Origin of the sequence: Novipirellula rosea (genome assembly GCF_039541335.1) — a bacterium.
GTDB lineage: Bacteria > Planctomycetota > Planctomycetia > Pirellulales > Pirellulaceae > Novipirellula > Novipirellula rosea.
Window position 1 is genome coordinate 122,870 of record NZ_BAABGA010000054.1, and the last position, 26,348, is coordinate 149,217.

Consider the following 26,348-nt stretch of genomic DNA (forward strand, 5'->3'; position numbering starts at 1 on the left):
TTCCCATGCTGAGAAGCTTGCGATGAAAAAACTCGGTCTAGTGCATTTTTGATTTTGATGTAGCTACCGTCGCGTTCGCGGTGGACCACGTGCTGGCGAACGCAGCTACGGCTTGGATCCCACGCCATTTGTCAAATTGCTCTATTTCGCTCGATAGACTTCCGCTTCGCTGGTGAAGGCGAACGTGTTGTTGTAGCCGCCAGCCAAGCCGGAATGATGGTCGACGTAGGTGAGCCGTACAAATCTCGCCGTGGTGTCATCAAACTCAATCACGGCTCGCTCGGCTTTGCCTTGCCCAAACGAATGTGTTCCGACTTCCTGAAACGTTTTCCCATCCTCGCTAACCGAGATTGCCACAGTTTTGGTCGATCCCACATCGGGAACACCAAAGCGAACTAGGTTGATCGTTTGAGTCTTTTTCAAATCAATGGTGACTGATTTGGGAAATTCGTCGCTGACGCCGGTGGCAAAACACTGAGGGTTACGATTGCCCCAGACGCCATCGGTCAATCCGCTGTTCCATCCCCACGCGTTCGGGTCGCTCGATTCCCAAGTGCATCCCAGTGCAAGGTTGTAGCCGAGAGTTGGATCGATAGGCCAATGCGTGTGGAACGAACACACAGGCAGTCCGTCTTTGTCCATCAAGTTCGGCATCGCCAATTTGTTCCAACCAAATCGCACCTGTTTCGGTTCAGGCACATTCGGCGATTGGACGACGACCTGGTTGCCGTCGATCGTCGCGGTCGCGGGGTGGAAATTGCCATCGATTCCGGCGATCTCGAAATCGCTCAGGGGTTTACCGTCACGAGACGTGAGTCCCGAATCGGCGTTACTGAACATCACACGGATCGCCGAACCGTCGACTTTGTGGTTCGCGTAAAGGGGACCGCTGGGGTCGATGTCGGCTTGGCCATAGGTGTCCGCCAATGCCCACAGCGACAACCGCCGTGCGACTTCCTTTTTGTGTTGCGGGTGGATGTCTTTGAGTTCGGCGATGTCGGTGATCACCGCCATGCCGGTGTTGGGGATTTTCATGCATTCACGCTGAGCGACCCAGAAACGAGCCAGGATCTCAGGATCCTCTTCGCCATATTGATACGGTGCGATTTGCACGAAATAGAACGGCAATTCTGGCTGTTTGAATGCATTTCGCCAGGATGCGAGCAAGGCTTTTTTCTTGTCGACATAGCCCAGGCCCTCACCGTGATTCGATTCGCCCTGGTACCAAATCGCTCCGCGAATCGCCATTGGAACCAACGGATGAATCATCGCGTTGTAAAGCGCCGTCGGGGTGCCGTGGCTCTTGGCCAGCGTTGTCGGTTGGGTTGGCAGCGGAGGCGCCGCTTGGTTCTGTTGTAGCGCTGTTTTTAGCGATTCAGTCCACTGCTGGACTTGTTGTAAATGAGCTTCCTGCGATTTGCGGTACTCTGGTGTTCCAGGGGTTTGCGAGCGAATGCGATCCGCTTCGCTGCGGAGTGCGGGAACGGCTTCGAATCCATCGACGCTGGTCCACGGCTCGATCCGTGTTCCACCCCAGGCACTTTGGATCATGCCCACCGGGACGCCAAGTTCCTCGTGCAATCGCAAACCAAAGTAGTAGCCGATTGCCGAAAAACTAGCCGATGTCTCCGGCGAACTCCGCGTCCAATTTGCGTCGACATCGTCTTGCGGCGTCAGTGCGGTGGTCAGCGGGACCGCGAATAGCCGAAGGTTCGAATGAGTCGAGTTGGGAATATCGGCTTTGGAGTCTGCCTTCATTTGCATTTCCCATTCCATGTTCGATTGACCCGACGCCAACCAAACTTCGCCCACCAACACGTCGGTTAATTCAACGCGGTTTGGTTCTTTGCCGGATTCGACGACCAGCGATTGAGGTTCGGCATTGGCTTTCATCGAATCAAGTTCGACCTGCCACTTACCGTTTTCATCGGCGGTCGTGGTTTTGGTTTGGTTTGCGAACTTGACCGTGATCGATTCGCCAGCGTTCGCAACGCCCCATACCGGAACGCTCTGCTCTCGTTGCAGCACCATGTGGTCCGAGAACACCGATGCGAGCTTTAGTTCCGCTGCGGAGACTAGCGGGGTAGGAAGGAGCAGGAAAAGCGTGAAGGCGAGGACTTGTTTCATGATGGTCGTGGGGGAGTGGGGAGTGGGGAGTGGGGAGTGGGGAGTGGGGAGTGGGGAGTGGCGTGAGCCGCGGGCCGTAAGGCACCGGGTAATGCGTGCCACTCGGCCTCGCGAGCGGCACCCAGAATCAACAATCGTTATGCGTCATGCCGCGGCTAAAGTTGATCGCGTTATTGGATAACAGGCTGGAAGCCTATCCCACATTGGGTTAGGCGATTTCCCAACCTTTGCGATAGGCGGTTTGGATCAGCGATTGAGCCTTGGTGTTGTCGCCGGTGGACAACGTTTTGGCGTTCCAATCGAATCCGCCGGTGCGGTAGGCGACGTTGCCGAGCAAGACGGTCTCGGCCATCGGTCCGGAGTAGTCAAAGTTGCATGTTGCCGCATCGCCACCCTTGCACGCGGCGATCCACTCTTTATAGAAACCGGGCGAGTCGGCCACAAATTTTTCAGGCCGTTTGAAGTCCGCGAACTTTTCCTCGGGCAACAACTCGTGTTTGTCAAATCCAGATAACAACATTCCGTCCTCGCCGATGAACAGCGTGTTGTGGCCTTTACCCGAGAGTCCACGCTCAGCCAGGATTGCGGGAGTGCCGTGGTACCAATGCAGATCCAGCGGACTGTTTTGGTTGGTTTGCTCAAAGCGATAGGTAACGTGCATCGATTTGGGCGTCCGCTCGGCATCCACCTCGGGACCGCTCGCGTCGACATGACTTGGGTATTTCAGCCCTAACGACCAATAGGGGATATCCAAGATGTGGCAGCCCCAGTTGCCGGTTTCGCCGGTTCCGTATTCCCACCAAAAACGCCATCCGTAGGGACAGAACGAGGGGTGGTAGGGACGTTTTTCTGCGGGGCCCACCCACAGTTCGTAATCGAGTCCGGCGGGAATCGGTGGCGCGTCTTTGGGAACCGCTGGCATCCCGCGGCTGCCGCCGACCCAGCAGTGTACTTCGTTGACCTTGCCAATCGCTCCGCTTTGAATCAGTTCCACGACGCGGTGCATGTTGGGCATCGCGTGACGTTGATTTCCCAGCTGAGTCGCGAGTTTGTTTTCGCGTGCATAGTCGGTCAGCGTGCGGGTTTCCCAGACGTTATGAGCAAGCGGTTTTTCCAAATAGGTGTGCAGCCCCAACTGCATCGATGCATACGCGGGATGAAAGTGAGTGTGGTCGGGGGTGCTAATTACGACGCCATCAAGATCCTTGCCGAGCTTGTCGAGCATTTTGCGATAGTCGGTGAAACGCTGGGCCGACGAATGTTTTTTGAACGAACCCTCTGCTCGTTTCTCGTCGACATCAACCATTGCGATCAAATTCTGAGAGCTGACGCCACCCACATTGGCGGCACCGCGGCCGCCGACGCCGATACAAGCGAGGTTCAATTTTTCGTTGGGACTTTCGGCGGCCGAGATTGGGCGTGCCGAGGCACCGTGATAAAAGGCGATCCCGGCGGCAGCTGCGGCCGTGGTTTTGAGGGCGTCACGTCGAGAGATTTGTGATTTCATGGCAGGTCTTGCGGAGAGGGAGGGAAAGTCGACGGGGGAAACCGCTGCGAAGGGTTTTGCAATCGGGAACCGCGTGATCGCGGGAGCCCCAAGTTTACAAGTGGCCTAGTTTAACAGAATGATCCAGTAAACGCCCCCTTTCGCGGATTCCGGGACTAATGGAAACTGCCCCATTCTCGTTCTTTTTACTGAAAATCCGCCTGGGCGGAGGATTCGCCATGAAATATGTAATTATCATTCCCGACGGCTGTGCGGATGAACCGATCGAATCGCTCGGCGGCCGCACCCCGCTGCAAGCTGCCAATTTGCCCGCGATGGATCGTCTCGCCGCCGACGGGTCGCTGGGACTGGCCAACAATACACCGGACCATTTGCCGGCAGGCAGCGAAGTCGCGAACCTCTGTTTGCTCGGCTATGACCCCGACGTGTACTTCACCGGCCGTGCACCACTGGAAGCTGCCGCCCAAGGAATCACGCTCGGCGAACATGATTGGGCAGTTCGCTGTAATTTGGTCACGATCGAAGACCAAACGATGGTCGACTTTACCGCCGACCATATTTCCAACGAAGAAGGTGCCGAGCTGCTGCGTTCGGCCCAGGCGGAATTGTTGGCCAAAGCTGCCGCCGAGGGTGACCCGATCGCATCGCGTTTGGAGTTTGTGCCTGGCGTTAGCTACCGAAATTTGCTGATCTATCGAGGCGACGCGTCCACGCCCGCTCCGTTTTCCAGCGATACGCGTTCGCGAGCTCCGCATGATTTGACCGATTTGTCGGTGGCGGATGAATTCCCTCGCGGTCCTGGCAGCGATCTGCTGGTTCGGTTGATGAGCGAATCCGCCGAGCTGTTTGCATCCCATCCGGTCAACCAGAAACGGCTCGCCGAAGGCAAGCGGCCCGCGACGAATTTGTGGTTATGGGGACTCGGCGGGGCGCCACAGTTGCCTAGTTTCCAAGAGCGTTATGGGCTAAGCGGCGTAATGATCACTGCGGTCGATTTGCTGCGAGGCATCGCCGCACTGGTCGGTTGGCCACGGATCGAAGTGGCTGGTGCGACCGGCTATCTCGATACGGATTATGCCGCCAAAGGCCGCGCTGCCGTCGAAGCACTCGAAAAGTACGATGTCGTTTGTGTTCATATCGAAGCTCCCGACGAAGCGTCGCACGAAGGACGTGCCGACGAGAAAATCAAGGCGCTCGAAAGTATCGACCAATCGATTGTCGCCCCGCTTTACGAAGCACTGCAAAAACAGGGCGACTACCGTATTTTGGTGACTCCTGACCACCCGACGTTCTGCAGCACCAAGAAGCACACGCACGGGATGGTTCCACTGCTGATTTCAGGAATCGGCGTCCAGCCGGATTCGCAAACGACGTACGACGAGATCGCCGCCGAAGCGAGCGGTCGTCGCTTCGATCATGGTTGGGATTTGATGGACGCATTCATCAAGTCGTAGCGGGTAAGTGCCGACAATTCACCTGCCGCATTCGTTTTCCACAATTACTTTCCCCCCCCTCTTAACTTCACGTTTCTTCCCATGTCACTGATCGTTCAAAAGTTTGGCGGTACCAGCGTCGCTGATGTCGAAAAGATCCGCGCGGCGGCACGTAAGGCGATTCGCGCCCAACAGCAAGGCAATCGCGTTGTGATGGTCGTCAGCGCGATGGGCAAGAACACGGACGTGTTGCTGAAGTTGGCCAGTGACGTCAGCCCCCATCCGCCCGCTCGCGAAATGGACATGCTGGTCAGCACCGGCGAACAAGTCAGTGTGGCGCTTGTGGCCATGGCGATCGATGCGCTCGGCGCCAAAGCGGTCAGTTTGACCGGGGGCCAAATCGGGATGAAGACCGACGACAGTTTCAGCAAGGCACGAATTCAGTCGATTTCGACCGAGCGAATCGAACGTTTGTTGGACGAAGGAAACATCGTGGTGGCCGCGGGATTCCAAGGCATCGATGATGATTTGAACATCACCACGCTCGGCCGCGGTGGCAGCGATACAACCGCTGTGGCATTGGCGTCGGTGCTCGGTGCGGACGCTTGCGAAATCTACACCGACGTCGATGGCGTTTACACCACCGACCCCCGGTTGTTGCCCGAAGCACGCCGGGTCGATGTGATCAGCTACGACGAAATGCTCGAATTGGCCAGCCTCGGGGCCGGCGTGATGCACAACCGCAGCATCGAATTTGCCAAGAAGTTCAACGTTCCGATCCACGTTCGCAGCAGTTTTTCGGACGCCGAAGGAACGATGATTGTCGCGGAAACCGAATCGCAAACCGCGTCGGTTTGTGGCGCCGCGATGACCCCCAGCGAAGCTCGCGTGACGGTGCTTGGCGTTCCTGATGTTCCCGGTAAAAGTTTGCAAGTGTTCTCGGCGATCGCGGCTAAAAAGATTGCCGTCGATATGGTCGTGCAAAACGTGGGACTCGAAGGCCGCGCCGATATCTCGTTTACCGTTCGCCAAGAAGACCTGCAAACCACGCTCAAAACGCTCGAAGGCGTGGTGCCCGACGTCGGCGCGGATGCGGTTACCTACGACGACCAAGTCTCGAAGGTCTCGGTGGTCGGCGTGAACATGGCCAAACAGACCAACGTGGCATCGACGATGTTCCGTGCGTTGGCCGATGCAGGGGTGAACATCCAGATGATCACGACCAGTGAGATCAAAATCTCGACGCTCGTTCCACGTTCGCAAGCCGCAGCGGCGCTTCGCGCCGTGCATCAAGCATTCTCGCTTCATCAGAAACCGGACGACGCGAAATCGTGGCACCAAATTCGATCCGAGCGAGGCAATCGTGCCGATGTCGATTCGTTGATTAGCCGATTGCAAGCGGACGCGCTCGAGGCGTTGACGTTGACCGGGATTTCACTGACCAAAGAACAGGCCCGCGTGACGCTGCATGGCGTTCCAGACAAACCAGGCATCGCAGCCGACATGTTCGAAACGATTGGTGAAGCGGGGATCTTTGTCGATATGATCGTGCAAGGCTATGACGGTGAGGATGGCTCGACCAGTGTCAGTTTTACGATCAACGATGATGCGATCGACCACAGTATCGCGGTCGGCAAAGAGATCTGCAAAAAGCATGGGATGCGCGATATCCAAAGTGGTACCGACATTTCCAAAATTACCGTCAGCGGCATTGGGCTCCGTAGCCACACGCATGTCGGCACAATCCTGTTCAAACAACTCGCGGATCTTGGGATCAATATCGAGATGATCGGAACGAGTGAATTGCAAGTCAACGCGGTGATTGCAACGGAGAAGGCGGACGCGGCCACAGGACAGCTAAAGAAGGCGTTCGCGGCGTCGCTGGAATCCGGAGCGGTCTAAGACGCTAAGGGACAGTCGGCGAACACCGGTGAACTTCCCGATTCGATCAAACTCATAAAAAAACGGCCTGCGATGGGATTCATCGCAGGCCGTTTTGTTTTATGAACGATTCGATGTCGTCAACGACTTAGTTGAAGATGCTGAAGACGTGGTGCAGCAATCCGCAGTGCTTACGAGCCGGTGGGCAGCAAACCGGTGCGGGCTCGCAACAAACAGGAGCTGGCTCACAGCAGACTGGGGCTGGCTCGCAGCAGCCAACGGATTCGACGATCACTTCGCCACAGCAGCCTGCGGTTTCCTCGTAAACGATCGGAGCAGGCTCGGTCACAGCAGGAGCCACGACTGCTTCGGGGGCAGCGGTAGCTTCGGGAGCCGCCGGGGCTGCTTGCTCGACCATCGGTACTGGAGCCGGAGCGGCTTCGGGAGCGGGGGCAGCAGGCGTTGCGACCGGGGTTGCCGCGGCAGCAGCAGCAGCGGCAGCGGCAGCGGCCGCTTTTTCAGCTTCGATCTTAGCAGCGGCCTTGGCGGCAGCAGCTTCCATCGCCGCCTTCTTCTCCGCAGCGGCCTTCTTCTCAGCAGCAGCCTTCTTTTCAGCAGCAGCCTTTTCAGCAGCAGCTTTCTTCTCGGCAGCAGCTTTCTTCTCGGCAGCAGCTTTCTTCTCGGCAGCCGCCTTCTTTTCCGCAGCAGCCTTCTTTTCTGCTTCGGCTTTCATCGCAGCTTCCTTTTCCGCAGCAGCCTTCGCTTCGGCTGCTTTTTTCTCAGCTGCTTTTGCATCGGCAGCCTTCTTCTGAGCCGCTTTCTTCTCGGCTGCTGCCTTTTTAGCCGCTGCGTCTGCCTTCTTCTTGTCGGCCTTGGGTTTTTCCTGATCCGCTACGGCTTCGGCGGCGGTTTCAGTCGCTTCGACTGCTTTGTCGGCAGTTTTGTCTTGGGCGATACCACGCTGAATCGGAGCCACCAACATGCCAAAGGCAGTTGCGGCGAAGAGCATGGAGTACAAAGTGGTCTTACGTTTCATCGGTTACAGGATCCTTCGTGAAGTAAAAGCTAGATGGTGATGCGGTGCTGGAAACGAATGGGGGTGGAAACATCCAAGGAACGGATTTCGCTCGCCTGAATCTCGTTAGCTCGTCCAGCGATAGCACTGAGAAACAGAGATTTCCTCTAGCAGAGGGGGTGGGTGCAGAGGCCGTTTCTGTATCGCAAATTGGACCGATCAAATTGGCGACGACCGCCGCAGTTGGTTCCGTTTCGAGCGAGCGAACAACCTGCATCCTAATTGCCACCGCGGAAAAGCCAACCAATTTGACAAAAGTCTGTCTCATTCAATGCGGAAAAGTGTCGTTTTTTAGGATTATTCGGTTTAAGTCGTCGCGTGCGGATTAATTGGCTTATTCGGGGCGATTCCTGCTCGCTGTTGACCGATTTTTATTTGGTGTGACCTGCAAAAGCGACTATGATAATACGCGTCTGTTTGGCAAAAACTTGTTCGTGACCGCTGGGAATCCAAGTCCTTCTCGGACGGCGGCACGATCCGGTTCGCCTCGTTCTGTCAAACGACATGCTGCTTTTCTCGACAGAGCCTGTCGACAACACACCCCGGTCTACCCACCTCATTTTCAATGAGGCGAATCGATGAATAGGAACCTAAGCGTGATCAAATCTTCTCATTTTCCGAACGTGCGGACGCTGCCTACCTGTTTGCTGATGTTGTTTGTCGTGGCGACGACATCGTTGCGTGCAGACGATTTGCCAGTCGCCGATGACGCTATTCATGCGGAAATGTTTGCCGCAATGGATGCCGGACAGATCGACGTCAAATTCATTCCGATCAATGCGACCAAGGCCAACGTGCTGGTCAAGAATTTGACTGACAAACCTATGAACCTCAAATTGCCCGCTGCGTTCGCCGGCGTGCCTGTGCTTGCCCAATTTGGTGGCGGCATGGGCGGTATGGGCGGCGGTGGTATGGGCGGCATGGGCGGCGGCGGAATGGGTGGCGGCGGCATGGGCGGCGGTGGTCAAGGCATGGGCGGCGGCATGGGCGGCGGTGGTATGGGTGGCGGCGGCATGGGCGGTATGGGCGGCGGAGGCATGGGCGGCATGGGCGGTTTCCAACGCATCGCTCCCGAACGTGTCAAAAAGATTTCGGTCGTCACCGTCTGTCTCGAACATGGCAAACCCGATCCGAATCCAAAGATGGCCTACAAAATCATTCCGATCGAACAGTTCACCGACAGCCCCAATGTTCGGCTTGTCTGCGAAGCACTCGGCAACGGGCTAATCACCCAAAACACCGCTCAAGCAGCGGCGTGGCACTTGATGGACAAAATGTCGTGGCCTGAGTTGGCACAGAAAAATCGGGTCGAAAGCAAGTACACCGGTAACCTGCGTTGGTTCTCACCGCTGGAACTGAAGACTGCGATGTTGGTGGTGCAAGAGATCGATCGGATCGTGAGCGCCAACGACGAATACGCCAAACAAAGTGACGCTGACGCCTCGCTGGCCGACGACCCGAGCTAAGTATTCGAGATCCCTCGGTGAATAACGCAACAACGCGAGACGATTTTGTCTCGCGTTTTTTTATGCGCGGATATCACACCGCCTGCTCGGCGGGACACAGTCTGCTCGGCCGATCACAGCCCGCTCGCGCTTCGCGTCAGATACTTGAATCAATCCGGAATCCACAGTTTGCTGCCACCGTCATCCGACGCGGCTTGGCCGCCGGATGCTTGACGACGCGCCTTGATGCGAACGTACGGCGCGATGAACTGGGCACGGTGGGCGAACGATCCAGGCAGCGCATCGCGTTTCGCATGGACGGGTTCGACCAGATCTTCGATTGAAAATCCTGCGCGACACATGCCTCCGATGATCTGTTCCCAGCGGTGCAGGAATTCAACGGCTCCGTTTTCGCGTAATCGATTTGCCGTTGCCGAAGTGTGTTTGGGGGGCGGGACCGGGGTGTCACGGTAATAGGTGTGCTGGATGGGATACGATCCATCCGCCGCTGATTCGGGACTCGCTTGCAGAGAGATGGGGTTTTTGTGCTGGCTGACGTAGATGCCGCCAGCCCGCAGCACGCGTGCAACCTGCTCGAACACGACCCCAATATTGCGGACGTAACAGGTGCTGACGGGTTGAGCGACGATGTCAAATTCCGCCGCCTTCAGCATCGACAGATCCTCCATCGATGTTTCTAAAATCCGCAGCGAAAGGTTTCGTGCAGCGGCCACTTGGCGATCCAATTCGAGCATCGCAGGGCTGAGATCGACGACCGTCACATTCGCTCCCGCTGCAGCATACAGCGAACTTTGTCGTCCTCCGCCCGCTGCCAAGCAGAGCACCCGCAATCCTTTGATCGATTTTCCGAGCCAGCCGAGCGGATCGAGCGTTCCCAGCGGATCGGCCAATTCACTGTCTTTGGCAGGCTGGCACAGCGGGTTTCTGGCGTCCGCCATCGCATCGTAAGTCTGGCGATTGGCACGCAGAATCTGGTCGTTGTTCATTCGGAACGTTTTAGGAGGAGAATCGGAGATGGAGGGCGACGCCAGCAGCGTCATGCAAAAAAGTCATGCAACCGAAGCGGAGGGGGCCGCCGAGGTCTTTCCTGGGGGTTTGTGGACGCAATGGCAGCCCATACCGGACTGACCCCCCCGGAATCAGCGAGAAACCGGGAACGCATTTTCACGGCAGACGTACTCAGCGAAATTTCTCTAAAAAGACGAATTTAACGTGCTTTACGAACACCGCCAGATTGATTCTGGTAGGTTTCTGTTGCGAAACAGGGAACTTTGCTTGCTCATAGAGCATCGGATCGGATATGGAAAGCCAGGACGGTTTTCAAAGCCTGCAAAGATTTATGGTCTAAAGAACTATGTCTGTACCCAAAGATATCCTCGATTCACTGCTGAGCGCGTACATGGATGACGCGCTAAGTGCTGACGAACGCACGCGTGTCGATCAGATGCTGCGTGATGATGCTAGCGTTGCAAGTGAACTTGAGCAATTAATCCAGTTGCGTGAATCGTTGCGTCAGATTCGTGACGAAGATCGCAATGTGACGTTGCCTGCCAATTTCGCCCAATCGGTGATCGAGGCCACGGTCGCTCGCGGCCGCGCCGAAGGGTTAAGCGACGATCATCCCGTGATGCGTTTGTCGGAGCAACCGAGTCCGATGGTGTCGCGTGAACGCACCTCGGTTTGGCGAGTGGTTGCGCCGCTGGCGGCAATCGCAGCATCGCTTGCGATCGCATTTTTCGCGACGCGTCCAGGTGTCGATGGAGATCCCGTGGCCTTGCTCGACCCCGAAGTGGATCAGGTTGCGACGGCGGACGAGTTGAATCCAGCCACGACTGCAGAAATCACATCGAATCCCGATTCGGCCAAAACCGAACCCGGCGACACGATGATTGCGGCTGCCGATGGCAACAATAACCGGGACGTCACAATCGATGCGTTGGCGGAGGCGAGCGTTGCAACACGAGGGGCTGATGGCGTTAACGCTGATGGGGCCACGGTTGATGAGGGCACGGTTGGTGAGGCTGCGGTTGAAAAAGTCGATCAAGATACAGGGATGAGAATCGCGTCAGTTTCACCCGCAGTCAAAGCTGTCGGTCCCGACGCAGCGATCAACTCAGACGACCGCAAGCTTGGCGATCGCAAACCGGCGGCTGCCGACGTGGTGGCGATCAAGGCGATGTTGGTGCTCGATGTTCGCCGGACGATGGACGGTCGCAATACTCGCTCGGTCGAAACAGCGATGGAGTTAACGGGGATCGATTCGGCCAGTCGTAAGGCGGTTGACGAGAACGTCGTTCGGTTTGCCAACGAAAACAAGGCGGATGATGAGAGCGCGAGTTCCGCCAGTGTGCTGTATTTGGAGGCACCCGCGAAACAGCTGGACCAATTCATCTTGCGGTTAATCGCGGATGAACAAGGCATCGAATCCGTCAGTATGACGATCGCCAATGATCCTCCATTGGTGGCAATGATCCAATCGCTTCGCGACGTTGATCCGACCAAAATCAAGCACTCAACATCGTGGCAATTGGATGCGGGCGCCGATGGGACCAACGCGTTGGCGAGTCACTTGAGCGATCGTCCGTATGTTCGACTCAACTCGGCGACCGCGAACATGGCGGTTGCGGGCAGCGTCGACGAAAGTGGCTCGGCGTCTACATCGTCCGACATCATCGGACGCGTGTTAGTCATCGTCCGCTAATGATCTGGCAGGGACCAGCGTAGCGGAAGTTGTCAACGACTTTATTGAATCGCTGAACAGGTCGAAACTCACGCACGAGTTCTGCTACGTCAGTAATTGTTCCGGCGAACTTAAGCACACGCTTTGTTGGACAAGCGGGCGATCTTAGCTCGGTACATCGCCCGATTGAATTCACGCGAGACCTTTTCAAGCGAAAAGCTCCTCTTTTTTCCCACCCCGATCGTGCTGCCACCGAGTTCCACGGTTAGATCGCGAATTCCCGATGGGTCGAGCGTCAACAAGCGGACGCCGGTGATCCAGTGCATTTGTAAGGTGGTGTCGACCGGGCGGTCAAACGTCTCGGTTGCTCGCAGCAGCCTTTTAGCCGCCAACCGGGTAACCCATTGACCCGACGTTCGCAGTGGCGTGATCGTGGGCAGCAGGATTCGGTGGCCTCCGCGTGACGACAACGCGATCACATCGCGGGGAACATTTCGAACGGGAAGCTGGACATAGGAATCTTTGGGCGCGTGGGCGCGAACAAATTCGATGGCACCGCGAAACCGATCGCTGTCGACCAGCACATCGTCTTCGAGAATCAACGCCGCATCTAATTCGCTGTCGAGAATTTTTTGCCAAGCGTTTCGGTGGCTTAGAAAGCAGCCGATTTCGCCTCGACGAAGTGCAAACGGGTAACGGGGCTGATGAACATGGCGGTGGTAACACGCTGCCACCTCGGCGTCGCTCATTTCGCTGCCATCGACTGCAGGCAGAATCTCGGCGTCCATTGGCAATTGACTCAGCAGCGACTTCGCATGCTCAAACCGAGTCGTGGCTCGTTCCAAACTGATGACGAATGCACGTGCCAACATGGTGGTTCTCGCGAAAAGGAAGTTTGTAGGTCACTCTAAAAATGCCGGGGGGCCAAATGCACACTCGCTGATAGCAGATTGAGCCCGCAGATCGCTAGCCCGGATTATTGGCGTGGTTCGCCCAATGCCATCGACATAGGCACTAAACGGGAGAACGTTTGTAGCGGTACGGCGCAAGCCGCCCGGTAAATCTCGAACGTTTCACTCGCTGCAACTGGACGGCTTGCGCCGCAAACGCTACCAAAGCAGATGGTATTAACGGTTCGCCGGCGGAGTGATGGTTTCCTACAGCGCTGATTGTTGCCTAAAGCGTGATCCACCCCAGTTGGCTTGGTTTTGTGCCGCGTTTGCGATGCGCGGAAATCAGCGACGGCATCCACAGCAGGTGATCGACGACCGCTAGCAAGGCGTTAGGGTCGATCGGTTTGAATAGGCACCGCGTGGGGACCTTCATCGCTTCGGCTTTCTTTTCCAGTCCAGCCCAGCGGCTTTCGGCAATCATTACCACCGAGAGCGTTTCGTAGCCTGGGATTTTTCGCATGCTTTCGATCGACTCGAGCACCGCGGCGGCATCATCGGCGACGTCCCACAGCACCAAATCCTGATTCCCCATTTTCAATGCTTCGATCGCAGAATCGGCGGTGCGGGCACAGACACAGCCGTAACCACGCGAATGCATCACCCCCGCGGTGGCGATTAACGAAAGCGGGCTAGGGTCCACTACGACGATCGAAGCCTGCTTTTTGGGCTCGTTTATGGGGGCGTCGTGGCGAAATTCGTGTCCCTGCATCGGTGCACTCTTGGGTGGAAAGCGGGTGGATTGTCCTGCCTTAGCAATACCGAGATCCGTTGTCGCGAATCAAGATCGCTATCGTGGTTGCGTAAAACCCGATTCGTACCGACAATTCTCGCCAAGACGATGACTGTCGATTCTTTTAAAAAGCAAATATCAGATCCCCTAATATTCCGTCCCTTCCTGTCCTGTCCACTTTGAACCACTGATGAATCAAACACCCGATCCCGCACCGAATGCTTCCGGCGAAGACGCTACCGACCCTCGCGTGGCTCGTCGAAACAAATTGAATCAGCTCGTCGAGCGAGGCATCGATCCGTACGGCAGTCGATTTGACGATCGAAAATTGATTTCCCAGTGCCGTGAACTTGCCGATGAGGTCAAATTTGTGACCAAAGAAGGCAAGACGCTCGATCTGCCAGATTTTGATGCGGGGGACGTCGATTACCGCCAATGGAAAACCGATAACGGTCCTGGCGAAGAAGTCGGCCCAAAGGTGCGCGTCGCTGGCCGCATCATGCTCGCGCGGCCGACCGGAAAGTTGATCTTTCTGAATCTGAAAGACTGGACCGGCAACATTCAAATCTTCATCGGCAAGAACCAAGTGGGCGAAGAGGATTTCGACCTCGCCAAGCTGTTCGACCTCGGCGACCTCGTGGGGGCCGAAGGACGGCTCGGCCGCACCAACACGGGTGAACTGACCGTGTTCGCCGAAAAATTGTTCTTCTTGACCAAGATGCTTGAACCGGCACCCGAAAAGCATGCCGGTTTGACCAACCCCGATTTACGTCAGCGAATGCGTTACGCCGACCTCGCCTTTAACGATGGCGTGATCGAAACATTTTTGAATCGCACGCGAATCGTCAAGTCGATTCGGCAGACGCTCGACAACGATGGGTTCTGTGAAGTCGAAGGACCGACGCTGCACACGATCCCCGGCGGTGCAGCGGCACGTCCCTTCATGACGCATCACAATGCGTTGGACATGAAATTGTACATGCGGATCGCGCTCGAATTGCACTTAAAGCGTTTGATGGTCGGCGGCATGGAACGCGTCTACGAGCTTGGGCGAGTGTATCGCAACGAAGGGCTCAGCCCGCGTCACAATCCTGAATTCACGATGTTGGAACTGTACCAAGCGTACGGCGACTACGAATCGATGATGGATTTGACCGAGCAAATCATTGCCGATGCAATCCAAGCCACCGGAGGCGACTTTAAGCGTGAATTCGATGGCAAGATGGTCGATTTTACTCCGCCGTTTCAGCGTGCGACCTATGCCGATCTGTTCCAAAAAGCGACCGGCATCGATCCCACCGACGACGAAGGCGTGATGGCATACGCCAAGAAGTTAAAGCTGGAAACTGCGAACAAGCACCCTGACGTGATTCGCAACGAAATCTTTGAAGAGAAGGTCGAAGATTCGCTCGAAGGTCCGATCTTTGTGATCGATTATCCGGCCAGCATCTGTCCGCTCACAAAACGCAAACGAGACAATCCCGAGATTGCCGAGCGATTTGAATTGTTTGTGTTGGGGATGGAAGTTGCCAATGCTTACACCGAGCTGAACGATCCTGATTTGCAACAAGAGTTGTTCGAGACTCAATTGCAAGGGCAACAGGAAGAGGATTCGATGGCGAAGATGGACCACGATTTCGTCCGTGCACTGCGTTACGCAATGCCGCCCGCTGGCGGACTCGGGATCGGCATCGACCGTTTGGTGATGTTGTTGACCGGGCAACGCTCGATTCGCGACGTGATCCTGTTCCCGGTCCTGCGTCCCGAGACCAACGAATAGTCGATGCGTCGCGGTACTGTCACCTCGCCCAAACGTAGTTTGGGAGAGGTCGAGCAGAGCGTGGAGCGATTGCTCGGGTGAGGGCCGACCGAGCAATCCGAGTCGAACGACACATCAAGCGTGCGCGGTCGGCCCTCACCCGGACGAGGCCTCAAGGGCCCGTCCGACCTCTCCCTAGCTTCGCTCGGGCGAGGTGACTTGCGTAATGTTGCCTTTGCGAAACTTCGCTCGGGCGAGGTGACGTCGTTGCCGCCATACCGGAACTTCGCTGTCGCTGCGTTCCGGCCTGCGTACACCTACGTTCGTCTTTCGGCTCGTAATTCCTCGGCCAATCGTTCGCGAAAAATCTTGCTGTTGTGCCGGATATCAACCGGCAACGGCGTCCGGCGAATAATGATTTCTTTGATCCGGCGTGTGATCGGATTGCGAGCGGCTAATTCGAGTAGCTCCGTTCGCAGGCCGTCCGCGTCCGCGATCGGCTTACCGTGGTTTTGCCGACAATCGATCGTCTCGATCATCACCACCGGCGTTTGCTCGGGACGTTCGCCACGCGCAACGAGTGCCGAGCGATAAACGCGGGGATGCGAGTTAAAGATTGCTTCGCAGGGAATTGTGAACAGAGTTCGATTACCCGCTTCGATGCGGTGAGTTTTGCGTCCGCAAAACCAAAATCGGTCTCGAGTGTCCAAATAGCCCACGTCGCCCATGCGATGCCAGACGCGGTCGCCGTCTTGGATTTTGTGCATCACATTCTGGTCCGATCGGACCACGTACTGAGTCGTTACCATCGGTCCTGAAACCATCAATTCGCCAATTTTACCTTGCGGCATTTCCTCGGTTTCATCGATTTGTTTCATCGGTCCGTCATTGATCTTGATCACACGCCACTGGACTCCTTCAAAACGAGTGCCGACACACACACCTTTGCCCTTGGCCGCAGCAGGCCCCGTTTCGGCAATCACTTCGCGTGATTCGATCGAGGCGATCGGAAGCGCCTCGGTCGCGCCGTAGGGCGTGACGATATTGACTTCGGGGTCAAGCAAACCGCGAAGCTTTGCCAGCGTCGCGGCGGGAACCGGCGCCCCGGCCGATAACACACGCCGAAGCGTTGGAAACGGTTGCTCGACATTGTTGGCTTCGCACCAACGGACGACGGTGTTCCAAAGAGCAGGCGAGCCAAACGCTTGGTCGACTTCCCATTGATTGGCGGCTTCGATCAAACGTTGCGTATTCACTTCGGCAGGTTTTGTGGGATCCATGTCCGGGATGATCGTGGTCACCCCCATCACCGCATCGAACAATCCGAACAGCGGAAAACAGGCGAGGTCTCGCGAACCGCGATGGATATCGTAACGCTCACGAATCCGGTCGATTTGCGCATGAAATGTGCCGTGGGTGTACAGCACCCCTTTGGGAGGTCCGGTGCTGCCAGTGGTAAAGATGATCGCTGCCGCGTCGCTGCGCTCGATCGTCGGCAGAATATCTTCGGATGCTTCTCGGCCTCGCTTGGCAATTTGATCTAGCGTTTGCCCACCCCACAGCCAGCGTCTACCGACCGTGACATTCCATTTGGCCTGCGGAAATCGGCTTCGCAGCACGCTGCGAATCGCTTGTGCCTTGGGGATGCCGACAAAGCCATCGGGATCCGATTCGCTCAGACATTTCACCAAATGTTTGCGGCCGATGCCGGGATCGATCAGGATCGCGACCACGCCCGCTTTCAGTAGTGCAAAGACAAGTTCGATAAACTGGCCGCCGAACGGGACCAGCATCGCCAGCCGCATGCCTGGTTTGACGCCCCAAGCGATCAGCCCGCGAGCGATCTCGTCACTGCGTTGGTCAAGGTTCTCGAAAGTGGTCAGATCGTACTGACGCATGCCATCGGACCGCGGTGGCCCGCTAGGCTCTGCAATCGCGATTCCGCCAGGCGATAAATTGCGGATGATTCGCAAGCGAGCGGCGACATTGCCATCTTTGACTTGGCTGGTCATGACGTGGCCTCGTGGGGAGCAGGCTTCGGTGAGGTGTTTCTTATCGAAGAGTTAATTGGAACGGACTTACACGCATCGATCAGTGTTTGAATGACCAGCGTGGCGATGTTCTCAGTACACACTTGTTGCAGTCCCTTCCATCCTGGGACGGCATTCACTTCCAACACTCGCGGCGCATCATCGTCACAATCAACCAGGTCGACCGAGGCGAATGTTAGCCCCATTGTCGAGGTGATTTGTTTGGCCATGGTGATCTGTTCACGGCTCGGTTGGATTTGCGTTGTCGTTGCCCCATGCGAATGATTGGTGCGGAAATCGCTTGGGTTTTCACGGCGGGCGGCGATCACATGATCACCAATCACTAGCAGCCGAGTGTCACGTCCACCAGGATGAACAAACGCTTGCACGTAAAACACGGCATCGAGTTGATCGAGTGTCGAAAAGGTGTACCAAGCCAATTGCGGGTCCTGGATTCGCATCACCCCGCGTCCTTCGCCGCCAAAGAGAGGCTTGACCACACAATCGCCGCCGAGTCGCTCGAACGCCGCCATCGCTTCGTTCCGCGACTGCACCACGATCGTTTCAGGAACGAGATAGCCGAGCCGGCGAACATGAGCGAGCGTGGCAAATTTGTCGATCGCGATCTCCAGGCCTCGCGGCGAATTGATCACGGTAACAGGACGATCGTTGGCGATCGTATCGCCTGCCAAAGCATGCAGGATAGAAAGCCGAAAAGTGATTTTTTCCAGCGATCCTGCCGGCATCGTTCTCGCCAACACGGCATCATACCGATCGATTGAGATCGCAGCGGCAGTGAAACCATCCGCACCCAGATCGACAGCGTTCAGGTGGGGGGCGGATGTCAGAGGGAGCGAATTTGATTGGATCGAATTTGATTGTAGCGAATTTGATTTGAGCGAGGCAAACAGCGACTCATAGTCACTGCCATGCAGCTCGCAGCCGAGTCTATCGGCGGCGCTTCGCAACTGGCTCGCGTGCCAACCTTGGCCGCATCCAAGCACGAGAAATCGCTTGCCGCTCATGATGAAAACGATTGACGAAGCACATCGGTGGCGATTTTGCCATGATTCCAAGTTCGACCGCTGTGTAGATTGTGGATCGTCACCACCGCGGGGCTGAACAACATCGGGTCGACTTTGTAAAAGTCGTATTCGTATTGCTTGAACGTCTTGGCAAACGGTTGTCCGTAGTCCGCGGAGGTGTTGCTAGGCACCTTGGCTGCGACGGCTTCGACCGCGTCGTCGTCACAATCGACCCACAATGAAACGGTGGCTCCATAGAGTACGGCGTCGTTGGTCCGTCCGATTCCGGCGACCGTGTCGCCCGGTCTCGCCGGTGGCGGCAGCGGAGCGTGGCCGGTGGCCGAGACGATGTTGGTGACGTCAAACTTCAGTTCATGCAGTTTATGCATGGCCGTTTCGATTGCACGCGAGACGACCTGGACACTGCCTGCGATCGACGTGCTCGGCGCGATCGCCAAACGGACTTGGTTTGCGGCGACGCTGCACTGATCGGCGATCATCGCGATTACGTCGGCATCGGGCAAACGGTCTGATTCGAGGACGCCGACCACGGTGTCGGCAGATTCGACCAATTTCAATTCGACCAGCGCCTCTTCGCGGCCTCGCGCGGCTCGCATGGGGCCGCTGCCCATCGCAAAATAGTGGTCCGTTTGCACAGGCCAACCGGCATATTGAGCCGCCAAACACGCTTTTAGAGGTTCATCAGTGCAGACAAAGATGGCGTTGTTGCTGCCCAGCGTGGCTGTGTCGCAGGGGGCGATCAGGATTTCGGCCTGGTCCGCCATACACAATCGAGCGAGCTGGATTCCGGCGCGAAGCGAACCGCGAGTGTGGATGCCTGCGTCCAGCACTGTGCCGCCGCCAATCTCAGAAACCAAGCACTGCAGCGACGATGCGTCCGCGGCAAGACGCATGAATAATTCGTTCGTTCGTTGGTTTAGCATGGGCAAATGGTCCCCCAATCCATCGGATTTGTCTAGTCGGCGTTTGGGGCTGGATTTGCAAAGTCCCCTGCCCAAAGAGGGCTTTTTCGATCATGCTTTCCCTTGCGCTACTGCCAATCAGCGAGAAATTTCAAAGGCACCGACTTCACTTCGCGTCCACCCCTAATCTGCTCATGTCGCTCAGCATCATCCCCTACCCGCACCCCACGTTGCGTGTCAAAAGTTCTCCTATTCGACGTGTCGACCAGGCGTTGAAAGACCTTGCCAACGAAATGCTCGAACTGATGTATGGGGCTCAGGGGGTCGGTTTGGCCGCGAACCAAGTCGATCTGCCGCTACGAATGTTTGTCGTCAATGCGTCAGGCGTGAAAGGCGAAGGCGAGGAGTTGATCCTGATCAATCCTGAACTGCAGATGCCGCGTGGCAACGAATCGGAACAAGAGGGGTGTCTCAGTTTGCCTGGGATCTACGGCCAAGTGAAACGCCCCAAGGCGATCCGGCTGAGTGCATATGACATCAACGGCAACGCCATCGAACGCAACGTCGACGGGTTTCTCGCTCGCGTCTTGCAGCATGAAAACGATCACCTCGATGGCGTGCTGTTTTTTGATCGGATGAATGACGAAGGACGCAGTGAGTTCGCCGGCGCGTTGGATGAACTCGAGACCGATTTCCGATCCAAGCAGTCGGCTGGTGCGATCCCGTCGGACCAGGATCTACTGGCTCGTTTGGACCAATGGAGAGAGCGATATGCCTAGTTCGGAAAAGCTGCGAATCATTGCGATGGGGACAGGCCCGTTCGCCGTCCCATCGCTGGAAGCGCTACGGACCGCCGGACACGAGATCGCCTTGGTGGTCACCCGTCCGCAACCGCCAGTGAAAAGTCGTAAGGGAGCCCCCCCGTCGCCCGTCCGGCAATGGGCAATCGAAAACGATTTGCCGCTGTTCGATCCCGACAACATCAATGATGAATCGGCGGTTGAGCGGTTAAACGCCGTGGCGGCCGATTTGTTGGTCGTTTGTGATTACGGGCAAATCTTGAAGCCCGCGGCGCTGGCCACCGCTCCGCTCGGAGGCATCAATTTGCATGGTTCGCTGTTGCCCGCCTATCGTGGTGCCGCGCCGGTTCAGCGGTCACTGCTCAGCGGCGATGCGATTACCGGAGTTTCGGTGATTCACATGACGCCTCGACTCGATGGAGGCCCGATCCTTGCCACTCGCCAGACGCCGATTGCGGTCGACGAAACCGCAGGCGAGCTGGAAGATCGACTCTCGAAGATTGGCGTCGAAGCGACGCTCGAGTCGGTCGCATTGTTGATGCAGTGGGATCGGTCCAGCGAGATCGGTACGGTTCAAGACAAAACCAAGGTCACCCGCGCCGCTCGGCTTTCCAAAGCGGAAGCGGAAATCAACTGGGACCAATCCGCACGGATGATCGATTGTCATGTACGCGGAATGCAGCCGTGGCCAATCGCGTATTGCTTTGTGCCTGTCGCCGGGAAAGACGAACCGATCCGAGTCGCCGTAAAACAGGTTCAGCGGCTCGGTGCGGTGCCCGCTGGCGTTTCACCGGGCACGGTCGATGTGGATGACGAAGGGCGTTTCAAGGTCGCTTCGCAAGACAATTGGGTGCAAATCGTCCGTTTGCAACCCGCTGGGAAACGCGAGATGGCGGCCGAGGAATTCCTCCGCGGCCATCAACCACAGAATCTTGCGTAGCGAGACGAAAACGTCGCGAATCAAACCCGTCGCGAAATGAACCAACCATTTTGTCGCCGTCCGCGTCTTCGCGGTTCGTCTAGTTCGCTGCCGTCTTGGTTTCCAGTGCTTCGCGGATGAATGCCGGGCGATTGGTAGTGATGCCAAACGCACCCAGTTTGGAAAAGTAGTTGGCGTCGGTGGGCGAATCGACGGTCCAGACGTGGAACTCGTCACAACCACCTTGCTTCATCGTGTCAACGAATACCGCGTCAATGACTTGGGTGTTGCCTTGCATCCCCACGCCGTTGGCACCCGATTGTTTCACCGTCTTTGCGATCTGGTCCGCCGTGGGAGTCCACTGGCCCGTGGTCTTGTTCTGTTTAAAACTGGTCAACCAATGTGATTTCACGTTGGGAAGCAGACGCTTGCAGTCGGCGATCACCTTGTCGTTAAAGCAGATGATCAGCAGTTTGATTTTCGAGTGATCCAATCGCTCGAGTTCCGCTTTCAGGAAGGGAACAATTTTCTCGTCGCTTTTAAGTTCGATCACAAAGGTGCGGTTCTCGGGCACTGTCTTGAGGACTTCGGCAAAGGTCGGGATGGGCTCGTTGGCCCATTTCGCAGCTTTCCATTTGCCCGCATCGAGTTTGCGAAGTTCGGCAAGTGTCGATCCTTCGACTACCAGTTTTTTACCCGCCGTTCGTTTGGTGTCCTTGTCGTGAATGCAAACGATTTTGGAATCGGCCGTCAGGTAAAAGTCACCCTCGACACCATCGGCGTTTTGATCCCAAGCCAGCCGAAACGCGGACAAGGTATTTTCAGGCGCATCATGCGACGCACCGCGGTGGGCGACAATCATCTGAGAGAACGCCAAATGAGGCACGGAAACGACAACAACCAAAACAAACAGAGGTAGCAAGCGTGATCGCATAGCAATTGGACTTTGAGCGGGTAGGAGAGGCGGGGAGAGGACGTCATTGAACATCGCTATCTTAGCGAATTGCCGTGAACGTTTTGTGAAGGTTCCGCAAGTTGTGAAGGTTCTGCAGACATTTGTGGGATTGGATTGCAGGCGGTCATCGAGCATCGATGCAGCTGTTGGCTCCAATCCGCTCGGACGCCTCATGCCGTATGGGCTGCAATCAAAATCGATCGCCGTGTTGTTGGCGAGCTATCGCAATCGTGGTTGCGCTTCGCAATCGCGGTTGAGCTTTGCTACCGCTGTTCGCGATAGGTCGTCCAGCTCAGGTAGACCATGACGCCACCGACGACGACGAAAGTGATGTCCATCAACAGGCTAGCAGATCGCATGGGAGCGACTTCATGCATTCCTATTAGCCCCATCACGGCATCTGCTAGAAACAGAACTAGAATCAGGATCGATGCCACAAGGCTGATCAAACAGAGCGCCTTTGGCATCAATAACCTCGTGTATGGAGCATGGAGCAGTGTGATGGGATAAACGGGGGCTTCTGGGAATGACACAGAGTATAGTTGCTCTTGGCCATGTTCCCCAGACCTGGGCCTGCTAGCTAAATTGACGATTCTGAAATCAAAAATGATCTTTGCAGGTTAATTCGAGGAGAGGGACAATGGCGACAAAAAACACAAGAAGTCAGGGAAGAAATTCGGGTGTGGGGTCCGATTGTGACAGCTCCCTCCCTTCGGCGTGGCTCGATGCCATCCAGACCGACCCCTGGGCTTGGTGGCGGAGCCAGATGCCAATTACCGAAAAATTCGCCTATTTTGACCACGCTGCGGTCGGTCCGCTCAGCCAAGGTGCCTTTGACGCGATGTCAAATTTCTTGGACCAGGCCTCGCGTTTGGGCGATACGGTCTGGCCCACTTGGGCTGCGAAGAACGAAAAATTGAGGCGAGATGCGGCCCAGTTACTGAATTGTGCCGCTCGCGAAATTTGCTTGGTTCCCAATACGTCGACCGGAATCAACATCGTCGCCGAAGGCTGGCCATGGCAAGCGGGCGACAGTGTGGTGATCCCGGATGGCGAATTTCCAAGTAATCTGTTTCCCTGGATGAACCAGCAGTCACGGGGTGTGGATGTGCGGATTGTCCCGCGACATGAGGGAGAGGTCCGAATCGGCGACCTGATTGAAGCGGCCGATCAATCGACGCGGATGATTGCGGTCAGTTGGGTGGGTTACGCCAGCGGATTTCGCTTGGATATCGCCGACTTGGTGGCTCAGGCCCATCAACGCGGCATTCTGGTTTTTCTTGATGCGATCCAGGGGCTGGGGATGTTTCCATTGGATCTGGAACGAGTGCCTGTCGATTTTCTCGCTGCCGACGGACACAAATGGTTGCTGGGGCCCGAGGGAGCCGGAATTGCCATGATTCGCGGCGAACATTTGTCGAAAATTCGAGTCGGCAATGTCGGCTGGGGCAGCGTCAAGAACTCGTACAATTACAATGAGCCCAAGCTTGAATTGCGTGACGAGGCAGCTCGTTTCGAAGCGGGTTCGGCCAATATGGTCGGTCTCGGGGGCTTATCGGCAAGTTTGGAAATGTTTTTGGCGGTGCGGCAATGTCACGGCGATCAAGCGATCGGCGATCGGGTCGTCAGCCTGGCAACCCGGCTGGACGGTTTGCTTCGCGATTTGGGCGCCCAAACCTCGCTTGCCGCGGCTCCAGAGAACCGTAGTGGGATCGTCAATTTTTCGATTGCCGGCGCCGAGCCCGCAGCGATTCGCAGTCGCGGACTCGAGCAGGATGTCGTGCTGAGTTGCCGTGGCAGCGGGGTTCGCGCCAGTATTCACGCCTACAATAACGAAGAAGATCTGCAGCGTTTGGTCGCGGTGGTGCGTTCGTTTTGCTGAAGATGCTCTCTGCTTGAATCGCTCTGCTGAACTCTAGAAAATTGAAACCACGGAAACGGGTACCGATGCCACAACCTCACACCGCTGTTTACACCGGATCGTTTGACCCGGTCACGTTGGGGCACTTGCACGTGATCGAGCGGGCATCGCGTTTATTCGACAAGCTGATCATCGGGATCGGGATCAATGCGGACAAAAAGCCGCTTTTCGACCCGCAAGAGCGGGTCGCGTTGCTGGAAAATGTCACGCATGACTTCTCGAACGTCTGTGTCGAGGTTTTCAGCGGGTTGGCCGTCGATTTTGTTCGCAGCGTTGATGCCAACATTATGGTGCGAGGAATCCGGCCGCTGACCGATACCGCGGGCGAGTTTACGATGATGATGGCGAATCACCAGTTAGATCCCGGCATCGAAACCGTGTTTTTGATGGCGGACGAGCGGTTTGCTCATATCAGCAGTTCGCTACTCAAGCAAATCGCCTCGTTGAGCGATGATGACGAGCAGCTGGCCAAGTTTGTTCCGCTGAAAATCATTCCCGAGTTGCGAAGCAAGCTGCGGTCGTGACCGCCATTTGCACCTTGTCGACCGCTCGCGTCGAAGAGCAAGCGGTAAAGAAGTGTCCTGGGGGGGGCCGGTCGGTTACTAACCTCCGTCCCGCACTACTCGCCTTCGTAGGAACCGAAGACCCAGCTGATCGTTGCGGGAGCGTCAAGCTTGGTGCTGCCGATGCCTTTTTCGGCATGCTCGCCGTCGATCTTGTACTTCCAGCCTTCTGTCGAAGTGGTCGAAACGCCATCGATTTCGCTAATAAACGCAGTGACCCCTGATCCGGTGATCGTGACGGGAACCTCGTCGATCGAGCGCATCACGTCTTCGACGGTCGAACCGGCATGAATGTCGGTGCGGGTGAATTCTTGTTTGGAATCCTTGCCTTGGATCACCACCGTGACCTTGATGGTTTCGCCATCACCGGTATCGGACGCCGTCACTGCGGATGTGTCCCCCGGCGCTGCGTCGGGGGTATCGGGCGTGGATGTTCCGCAACCCGCGATCAATAGCGTCACCGCCAACAAACCGATCGTGATGATGTCGATCGGTGGCCGTGAAACGCTGCAGCGGGGCGTGAATTTCGATTGGAATTTGTTGATGTTTCTCATGCACGCGATGATAGCGGCGCGAGCAATCAAGCAAAAGGGATTACATAATCCCGCCATGAGTCCGGATAGGCGTCATATGGCTGGGCGAATCGAGGAACCAGAATCGTTCCCATTCGTCGACGAGCGAACGCAAGTCTTCGGAGGTGTACAGCAATTGTTGTACGCGGCGTTCTGGCCGAGCGGAGTAGATCGGCACAAAGCAGCCGACCGTGGTGGTCAAAACTACAGCCAGCACGGTGAGTTGCAAGATTCGTCGCATCGAACGTTCCTCCATGAACGGTCTAAGTCAGATTTCGTGTGCGTTTTTCAGTTAGCCTTCGCCCCATCTGCCGGTCGGGGCGTCAGGTTTGGTGGCAGGGGTTTGGTCGGTGTGATTGAGAGGAACTTCGTTGCGTGCGGGATCATCCGTTTTAGCGGATTCGGTCGTTCGTATTTCTTCCTCGTCCAGGTCGCGGACTTTCAGTTCCATGTACTTTCCCGGCTTGAACGTCACGACGTGCTTGCTGGGAACTTCGACCTGCTGGCCAGTACGAGGATTGCGGGCTTTGCGAGCGGCTCGCGGTTTGACTTCAAAAACTCCAAAGTTTCGAAGCTCAATCCTTCGCTCTCGTACCAAGCAATCAACGATGGCGTCAAAGGTCTTTTGTACAATTTCCTTCGTCTGCTGTTGAGTCAGTCCTACCTCTTCCGAGATCGTTCGCACGATATCTTTCTTGGTCACACGTGACTCCCTGAGAACACGATCCCTTTACAGGGAATCGCTCTAAACCCTTTGCTAGTTTCAACTTAAACGCTTTTGGAGTCTAAGTCCTCAATAGCACGCCGTCAAGATACTCGGGCGTGATTCTCGGCAAAGGATTCAGTTCACAGTTTGTCTCACAAGCATCATCGGCCTGGCGAACCGCTATTCTTGAACCAAACGGCATAATCCGCACAAAAGGACCAAAATGGTTCTTCCGTACCGTTTTGACCCCTGAATTGGACAGTCGGTGAATCGACAACGGTCCGAATACGACTTCAAGGGGGGCAGATGGCTACCGAGAGGGC

23 protein-coding genes are annotated in these 26,348 nt (G+C 56.3%); 9 read left to right on the forward strand and 14 right to left on the reverse strand.

The genetic code is table 11. The features are described from left to right. Window positions 1-141 precede the first annotated feature (141 nt). Window positions 142-2,127 carry a sialate O-acetylesterase gene (locus ABD971_RS21480; RefSeq protein ID WP_345325432.1) on the reverse strand — a complete coding sequence of 662 codons (1,986 nt, stop codon included), beginning with the start codon at window positions 2,125-2,127 and terminating at the stop codon, window positions 142-144. Between the two features lie 208 nt (window positions 2,128-2,335). Then, window positions 2,336-3,634: a Gfo/Idh/MocA family protein gene (locus ABD971_RS21485; RefSeq protein ID WP_345325434.1), complete on the reverse strand. Its 1,299-nt coding sequence runs from the start codon at window positions 3,632-3,634 to the stop codon at window positions 2,336-2,338. Between the two features lie 218 nt (window positions 3,635-3,852). On the opposite strand from ABD971_RS21485, the gene ABD971_RS21490 reads away from it, so the two are divergent. Together ABD971_RS21490 and ABD971_RS21495 are read left to right on the forward strand one after the other, a co-directional pair. Next, on the forward strand, window positions 3,853-5,088 hold the full coding sequence (locus ABD971_RS21490) for a cofactor-independent phosphoglycerate mutase (protein ID WP_345325436.1): 1,236 nt from the start codon (window positions 3,853-3,855) through the stop codon (window positions 5,086-5,088). 81 nt (window positions 5,089-5,169) lie between these two features. Then, entirely contained in the window at window positions 5,170-6,969 is a 1,800-nt protein-coding gene (locus tag ABD971_RS21495; protein ID WP_339937927.1) for an aspartate kinase, read from the forward strand. Between the two features lie 127 nt (window positions 6,970-7,096). Here the strand turns inward: ABD971_RS21495 and ABD971_RS21500 are convergent, their stop codons facing one another. Further along, window positions 7,097-7,984 (reverse strand): hypothetical protein, encoded by an 888-nt coding sequence (locus tag ABD971_RS21500; protein ID WP_345325439.1) that lies wholly within the window; start codon window positions 7,982-7,984, stop codon window positions 7,097-7,099. Window positions 7,985-8,601: 617 nt separating this feature from the next. Between ABD971_RS21500 and ABD971_RS21505 the strand changes: the two genes are divergently transcribed. Beyond that, window positions 8,602-9,489 (forward strand): hypothetical protein, encoded by an 888-nt coding sequence (locus tag ABD971_RS21505; protein ID WP_345325441.1) that lies wholly within the window; start codon window positions 8,602-8,604, stop codon window positions 9,487-9,489. 149 nt (window positions 9,490-9,638) lie between these two features. Here ABD971_RS21505 and ABD971_RS21510 read toward each other — a convergent pair whose 3' ends face one another. Then, window positions 9,639-10,475, reverse strand: coding sequence for a class I SAM-dependent methyltransferase (locus tag ABD971_RS21510; protein ID WP_345325443.1), 837 nt, complete (start codon window positions 10,473-10,475; stop codon window positions 9,639-9,641). Window positions 10,476-10,843: 368 nt separating this feature from the next. On the opposite strand from ABD971_RS21510, the gene ABD971_RS21515 reads away from it, so the two are divergent. Further along, complete coding sequence (locus tag ABD971_RS21515) at window positions 10,844-12,190, forward strand: anti-sigma factor family protein (RefSeq protein WP_345325445.1); 1,347 nt, start codon at window positions 10,844-10,846, stop codon at window positions 12,188-12,190. Window positions 12,191-12,300: 110 nt separating this feature from the next. Here ABD971_RS21515 and ABD971_RS21520 read toward each other — a convergent pair whose 3' ends face one another. Next, the gene (locus ABD971_RS21520) at window positions 12,301-13,041 is read right to left on the reverse strand and encodes a glycosyltransferase family 25 protein (RefSeq protein WP_345325447.1); all 741 of its coding nucleotides are present in this window, start codon (window positions 13,039-13,041) and stop codon (window positions 12,301-12,303) included. 304 nt (window positions 13,042-13,345) lie between these two features. Beyond that, window positions 13,346-13,831: a response regulator gene (locus tag ABD971_RS21525; RefSeq protein ID WP_339937914.1), complete on the reverse strand. Its 486-nt coding sequence runs from the start codon at window positions 13,829-13,831 to the stop codon at window positions 13,346-13,348. A 211-nt stretch (window positions 13,832-14,042) separates the two neighbouring features. Here ABD971_RS21525 and lysS point away from each other — a divergent pair, with 211 nt between their 5' ends. After that, on the forward strand, window positions 14,043-15,632 hold the full coding sequence (lysS, locus tag ABD971_RS21530; protein ID WP_339937913.1) for a lysine--tRNA ligase: 1,590 nt from the start codon (window positions 14,043-14,045) through the stop codon (window positions 15,630-15,632). A 296-nt stretch (window positions 15,633-15,928) separates the two neighbouring features. Here lysS and ABD971_RS21535 read toward each other — a convergent pair whose 3' ends face one another. Genes ABD971_RS21535 through mch form a run of 3 tightly spaced genes read right to left on the reverse strand, consistent with a single transcriptional unit; the run spans window position 15,929 to window position 19,610 of the window. Continuing rightward, window positions 15,929-17,623, reverse strand: coding sequence for a fatty acid CoA ligase family protein (locus ABD971_RS21535; RefSeq protein ID WP_345325450.1), 1,695 nt, complete (start codon window positions 17,621-17,623; stop codon window positions 15,929-15,931). Then, window positions 17,620-18,666, reverse strand: coding sequence for an ATP-grasp domain-containing protein (locus ABD971_RS21540; RefSeq protein WP_345325452.1), 1,047 nt, complete (start codon window positions 18,664-18,666; stop codon window positions 17,620-17,622). Before ABD971_RS21540 ends, ABD971_RS21535 begins: the two co-directional genes overlap by 4 nt. Further along, window positions 18,663-19,610, reverse strand: coding sequence for a methenyltetrahydromethanopterin cyclohydrolase (mch, locus tag ABD971_RS21545; protein ID WP_425571342.1), 948 nt, complete (start codon window positions 19,608-19,610; stop codon window positions 18,663-18,665). Before mch ends, ABD971_RS21540 begins: the two co-directional genes overlap by 4 nt. A gap of 173 nt (window positions 19,611-19,783) precedes the next feature. Here mch and def point away from each other — a divergent pair, with 173 nt between their 5' ends. After that, window positions 19,784-20,368 carry a peptide deformylase gene (def, locus tag ABD971_RS21550; RefSeq protein WP_345325456.1) on the forward strand — a complete coding sequence of 195 codons (585 nt, stop codon included), beginning with the start codon at window positions 19,784-19,786 and terminating at the stop codon, window positions 20,366-20,368. After that, window positions 20,361-21,329, forward strand: a complete 969-nt coding sequence (fmt, locus tag ABD971_RS21555; RefSeq protein WP_345325458.1) for a methionyl-tRNA formyltransferase — start codon at window positions 20,361-20,363, stop codon at window positions 21,327-21,329. Before def ends, fmt begins: the two co-directional genes overlap by 8 nt. 79 nt (window positions 21,330-21,408) lie before the next feature. Here the strand turns inward: fmt and ABD971_RS21560 are convergent, their stop codons facing one another. Both ABD971_RS21560 and ABD971_RS21565 read right to left on the reverse strand, forming a co-directional pair. Continuing rightward, window positions 21,409-22,242, reverse strand: a complete 834-nt coding sequence (locus tag ABD971_RS21560; protein WP_345325460.1) for a glycerophosphodiester phosphodiesterase — start codon at window positions 22,240-22,242, stop codon at window positions 21,409-21,411. A 284-nt stretch (window positions 22,243-22,526) separates the two neighbouring features. Next, the gene (locus ABD971_RS21565; protein WP_008709433.1) at window positions 22,527-22,730 is read right to left on the reverse strand and encodes a hypothetical protein; all 204 of its coding nucleotides are present in this window, start codon (window positions 22,728-22,730) and stop codon (window positions 22,527-22,529) included. Between the two features lie 299 nt (window positions 22,731-23,029). Here ABD971_RS21565 and ABD971_RS21570 point away from each other — a divergent pair, with 299 nt between their 5' ends. Together ABD971_RS21570 and coaD are read left to right on the forward strand one after the other, a co-directional pair. Continuing rightward, a complete protein-coding gene (locus ABD971_RS21570) occupies window positions 23,030-24,145 on the forward strand; it encodes an aminotransferase class V-fold PLP-dependent enzyme (RefSeq protein WP_339937894.1) in 1,116 nt (371 codons plus the stop codon). 65 nt (window positions 24,146-24,210) lie between these two features. Further along, the gene (gene coaD / locus ABD971_RS21575) at window positions 24,211-24,708 is read left to right on the forward strand and encodes a pantetheine-phosphate adenylyltransferase (protein WP_339937892.1); all 498 of its coding nucleotides are present in this window, start codon (window positions 24,211-24,213) and stop codon (window positions 24,706-24,708) included. Window positions 24,709-24,803: 95 nt separating this feature from the next. Here coaD and ABD971_RS21580 read toward each other — a convergent pair whose 3' ends face one another. The 3 genes from ABD971_RS21580 to ABD971_RS21590 are packed head-to-tail and all read right to left on the reverse strand — an operon-like array spanning window position 24,804 to window position 26,022. Further along, a complete protein-coding gene (locus ABD971_RS21580; RefSeq protein ID WP_345325469.1) occupies window positions 24,804-25,301 on the reverse strand; it encodes a DUF4430 domain-containing protein in 498 nt (165 codons plus the stop codon). Between the two features lie 40 nt (window positions 25,302-25,341). Next, complete coding sequence (locus tag ABD971_RS21585; RefSeq protein WP_146596651.1) at window positions 25,342-25,560, reverse strand: hypothetical protein; 219 nt, start codon at window positions 25,558-25,560, stop codon at window positions 25,342-25,344. Window positions 25,561-25,611: 51 nt separating this feature from the next. Then, the gene (locus tag ABD971_RS21590) at window positions 25,612-26,022 is read right to left on the reverse strand and encodes an HU family DNA-binding protein (RefSeq protein ID WP_372723257.1); all 411 of its coding nucleotides are present in this window, start codon (window positions 26,020-26,022) and stop codon (window positions 25,612-25,614) included. Between the last annotated feature and the right edge of the window lie 326 nt (window positions 26,023-26,348).

Excerpts from the sequence above, each read along its gene's own strand:
- ABD971_RS21480 (WP_345325432.1), bottom strand. The coding sequence starts at position 2,127 with ATGAAACAAGTCCTCGCCTTCACGCTTTTCCTGCTCCTTCCTACCCCG.
- ABD971_RS21485 (WP_345325434.1), bottom strand. The coding sequence starts at position 3,634 with ATGAAATCACAAATCTCTCGACGTGACGCCCTCAAAACCACGGCCGCA.
- ABD971_RS21490 (WP_345325436.1), top strand. The coding sequence starts at position 3,853 with ATGAAATATGTAATTATCATTCCCGACGGCTGTGCGGATGAACCGATC.
- ABD971_RS21495 (WP_339937927.1), top strand. The coding sequence starts at position 5,170 with ATGTCACTGATCGTTCAAAAGTTTGGCGGTACCAGCGTCGCTGATGTC.
- ABD971_RS21500 (WP_345325439.1), bottom strand. The coding sequence starts at position 7,984 with ATGAAACGTAAGACCACTTTGTACTCCATGCTCTTCGCCGCAACTGCC.
- ABD971_RS21505 (WP_345325441.1), top strand. The coding sequence starts at position 8,602 with ATGAATAGGAACCTAAGCGTGATCAAATCTTCTCATTTTCCGAACGTG.
- ABD971_RS21510 (WP_345325443.1), bottom strand. The coding sequence starts at position 10,475 with ATGAACAACGACCAGATTCTGCGTGCCAATCGCCAGACTTACGATGCG.
- ABD971_RS21515 (WP_345325445.1), top strand. The coding sequence starts at position 10,844 with ATGTCTGTACCCAAAGATATCCTCGATTCACTGCTGAGCGCGTACATG.
- ABD971_RS21520 (WP_345325447.1), bottom strand. The coding sequence starts at position 13,041 with ATGTTGGCACGTGCATTCGTCATCAGTTTGGAACGAGCCACGACTCGG.
- ABD971_RS21525 (WP_339937914.1), bottom strand. The coding sequence starts at position 13,831 with ATGCAGGGACACGAATTTCGCCACGACGCCCCCATAAACGAGCCCAAA.
- lysS (WP_339937913.1), top strand. The coding sequence starts at position 14,043 with ATGAATCAAACACCCGATCCCGCACCGAATGCTTCCGGCGAAGACGCT.
- ABD971_RS21535 (WP_345325450.1), bottom strand. The coding sequence starts at position 17,623 with ATGACCAGCCAAGTCAAAGATGGCAATGTCGCCGCTCGCTTGCGAATC.
- ABD971_RS21540 (WP_345325452.1), bottom strand. The coding sequence starts at position 18,666 with ATGAGCGGCAAGCGATTTCTCGTGCTTGGATGCGGCCAAGGTTGGCAC.
- mch (WP_425571342.1), bottom strand. The coding sequence starts at position 19,610 with ATGCTAAACCAACGAACGAACGAATTATTCATGCGTCTTGCCGCGGAC.
- def (WP_345325456.1), top strand. The coding sequence starts at position 19,784 with ATGTCGCTCAGCATCATCCCCTACCCGCACCCCACGTTGCGTGTCAAA.
- fmt (WP_345325458.1), top strand. The coding sequence starts at position 20,361 with ATGCCTAGTTCGGAAAAGCTGCGAATCATTGCGATGGGGACAGGCCCG.
- ABD971_RS21560 (WP_345325460.1), bottom strand. The coding sequence starts at position 22,242 with ATGCGATCACGCTTGCTACCTCTGTTTGTTTTGGTTGTTGTCGTTTCC.
- ABD971_RS21565 (WP_008709433.1), bottom strand. The coding sequence starts at position 22,730 with ATGCCAAAGGCGCTCTGTTTGATCAGCCTTGTGGCATCGATCCTGATT.
- ABD971_RS21570 (WP_339937894.1), top strand. The coding sequence starts at position 23,030 with ATGCCAATTACCGAAAAATTCGCCTATTTTGACCACGCTGCGGTCGGT.
- coaD (WP_339937892.1), top strand. The coding sequence starts at position 24,211 with ATGCCACAACCTCACACCGCTGTTTACACCGGATCGTTTGACCCGGTC.
- ABD971_RS21580 (WP_345325469.1), bottom strand. The coding sequence starts at position 25,301 with ATGAGAAACATCAACAAATTCCAATCGAAATTCACGCCCCGCTGCAGC.
- ABD971_RS21585 (WP_146596651.1), bottom strand. The coding sequence starts at position 25,560 with ATGCGACGAATCTTGCAACTCACCGTGCTGGCTGTAGTTTTGACCACC.